The organism is Microbacterium sp. Bi128 (genome assembly GCF_918698205.1).
Window position 1 is genome coordinate 1 of record NZ_CAKKMM010000730.1, and the last position, 2,535, is coordinate 2,535.

3 protein-coding genes are annotated in these 2,535 nt (G+C 66.6%); all 3 read right to left on the reverse strand.

Annotated elements, in window-relative coordinates; all coding sequences use genetic code 11:
* Positions 1–790: cyclase family protein (locus tag LQV45_RS25475; RefSeq protein ID WP_230009419.1), on the reverse strand; the 790-nt coding region annotated here is incomplete at its 3' end.
* On the reverse strand, positions 787–1,749 hold the full coding sequence (locus tag LQV45_RS25480) for a fumarylacetoacetate hydrolase family protein (RefSeq protein ID WP_230009421.1): 963 nt from the start codon (positions 1,747–1,749) through the stop codon (positions 787–789). The genes LQV45_RS25480 and LQV45_RS25475, both read right to left, overlap by 4 nt.
* 6 nt (positions 1,750–1,755) lie before the next feature.
* The coding region (locus LQV45_RS25485) for a VOC family protein (protein WP_230009422.1) at positions 1,756–2,535 on the reverse strand (780 nt) is incomplete at its 5' end.

The following is a 2,535-nucleotide window of genomic DNA, read 5'->3' on the forward strand; positions in this document are numbered from 1 at the left end:
GGTGAAGCCAGGGTGCGGTGCTGAAGGACAGCCCCGGGGCTGAGCCGCCGGCGTAGTCGCCCCAGCCGTCGCGGCGCACCCGGGTGTGCTGTCCGGTGCGGATCACCAGGATGTCGCCCCGGCCAACCTTTGAGCTGGGGCCCTGCAGGTCGATGGTCCGCTGGAGGTGTTCGGGGGTGATGGCGAAACCGTCCGGCAGCTCGCCGTCGTTCCTTCCCAGCTCTGGTCCGAGCGCGCGGCCGACGTCCAGCAGGACGCCGCGGGTGACGATCTTGGCCGCGGCGGTTTCGATGCCGGTGACCAGGTCGCCTTCGGAGGTGACCACGTCCCCTGCGGCGCGGCCGTTCCAGGCCTTGCCCTGGTCGAAGATGTGGCCGAGGCCGTCCCACTGGGTGGAGCACTGCAGCGGCATGGCAATGACGTCGTCCGCGCCGCCGAAGCCGTGCGGGAAGCCCTGGTTGCCGCGTTCGGCGTCCACCCCGGTGTCGGTCATGGTGTGGACAGGGTTGGTGCGTCGCCGCCAGCCCTTCTGCGGTCCGTTGGTGTCGAACGGCTGGGACAGCGAGAAGGCCTCGCCCGTCTTTACCAGGGCTGCTGCTTCAATACGCTTGTCCGCGTCGATGAAGTTCAGGGTCCCAAGGACGTCGTCCTGGCCCCAGCGGCCCCAGTTGTTGTGGGATTCGGCCATGGCGCGGATGCTGCCGAGCGGATCCTCACGCCGGATGACCGGGGAATCGGTGACTGATTCCCCGGTGCCGGTGGTGGTTGGTGCTGTGTCCTGGCTGGTCACTGCTGGCTGCCTTCAGATACAACTTCGTCCTTGCAATGGATGCGCTGGGTGCCCAGACCTGTAATGGTGCCCTCCATGACGTCGCCGTCCTGGAGCAGCCTTCCCCAGTGCTGGCCGTTGCCGGCGGGGCTTCCGGTGAGCACGAGGTCTCCCGGGCGCAGCGGCATGATCTGGGAGGCCTCGCTGATCAGCTTGGCGACACCGAAAATCATGTCTGAGGTGGACTCGTCCTGCATGGCCTTGCCGTTGAGCTTCAGCGTAACCTGGACGTCCTGCGGGTCGCCGAAGAACTTGGCGGGTACCAGCAGCGGTCCGGTGGGCAGGAAGCCGGGGGCGTTCTTGGCGCGGTACCAGTCCGAGCCGATCGCCGGCATGTCCTTGCGGAACACGTACTCACGGGTCGTGATGTCGTTGACCATGGTGTAGCCGAAGACGTAGTCCAGGGCTTCCTCGGGGGTGACCCGGAACGCCGTCCTGCCGATCACCGCGGCCAGTTCAAGTTCCCAGTCGTGGGACTTGGAGTAGGCAGGCAGGGTGAGGTCGTCCGTGGCGGACGCGATCGCCGTCGGCAGCCCGATGAAGAAGTACGGCGTTCCCTGGCCCGCGCGCTTGTCCATCATCGCGGCGGTCCGGTCCCGGACTTCGTCCTCGTCCTGGCCCGGTTCGCGGTGGGCTGCGGCGAGGTCGATGACGTGCTTGCGGTAGTTGGCGCCGGTCTGAAGGACCTGGACAGGCTCTACCGGGGCGAGGACCTCGATGTCGGCCATCGCCAGGCCGGTGTCCTCGCCGACCGATGCGGCGATGGCGTCCAGCTGGCTCTCGGTGGTGTCCCAGTGCTCGATCAGTGTATTGATCTCCTCATTCAGGGCCACGACGCGGTCGCCGACCAGCAGGCCCGCGCGGGCCTTGCTGTCACCGGTCTCCTGGAACCGGATGAGTGCATATTGTGTTTCGGCCATGGTGTCCTAGCCCCGTCCCTGCTTGGCGTAGGGGTTCAGGAGGGCTTCCTTCATTTCGGGGGAGGCGCCTTCTTCGGTGGCGGTAAAGCCTTCCGCGGGAGGGAAGGATTCGGTCATGGAGTGCGGCATGGCGCCGTTCTTGTAGAAGTTGTTGGAGCCTTCGGAGGGCTTCCAGGTGTTGGCTTCCCAGTCCGGGACGTAGTTGCGGTATCCGCCGGAGTTGAGCTCGACGCGCAGGCCAGAGGGGTCGCGGAAGTAGAGGAAGTTTTGCTCGCCCACGCCGTGGATGGAGGGGCCGTATTCCATGGCGGTGCCGTTTTCCATCATGACGTCCGCGGTGCGGAGCAGGTCTTCGGTGGCGTCCACCCAGAAGGCGATGTGGTTGACGCGTCCCGCGCGGCTGGAGGTGTCCAGGACCACGCCCAGGTCGTGGGACTTTTCGTTGGTCGTGAGCACGGAGAAGACGGTGATGGGTGCCTCGTCCAGGTCCACGAAGGCCATGACGCGGAAGCCCAGGGCCTCGTTGTACCACTTGGCGAAGCCTCGGACATCGGAGGAGGCCACGGTGACGTGGTCCAGGAAGCGGGGCGCTGCGGCGTGGCTGCTGCGGCGCTCCGGCCGGTCCGGGTAGGTGGATTCAAAACCGGGCTCAGCCACGAACTTCTCGACGTCGAAGAAGAGGCGCATGGGGTGGCCGTAGGGGCCGGTGAATTCGTAGGCCTTGCCGTAGCCGTGGCCGCCGGCGGTCCAGCTGCCCTGGACACCGGTTGCTTCGACGCGCTGGGC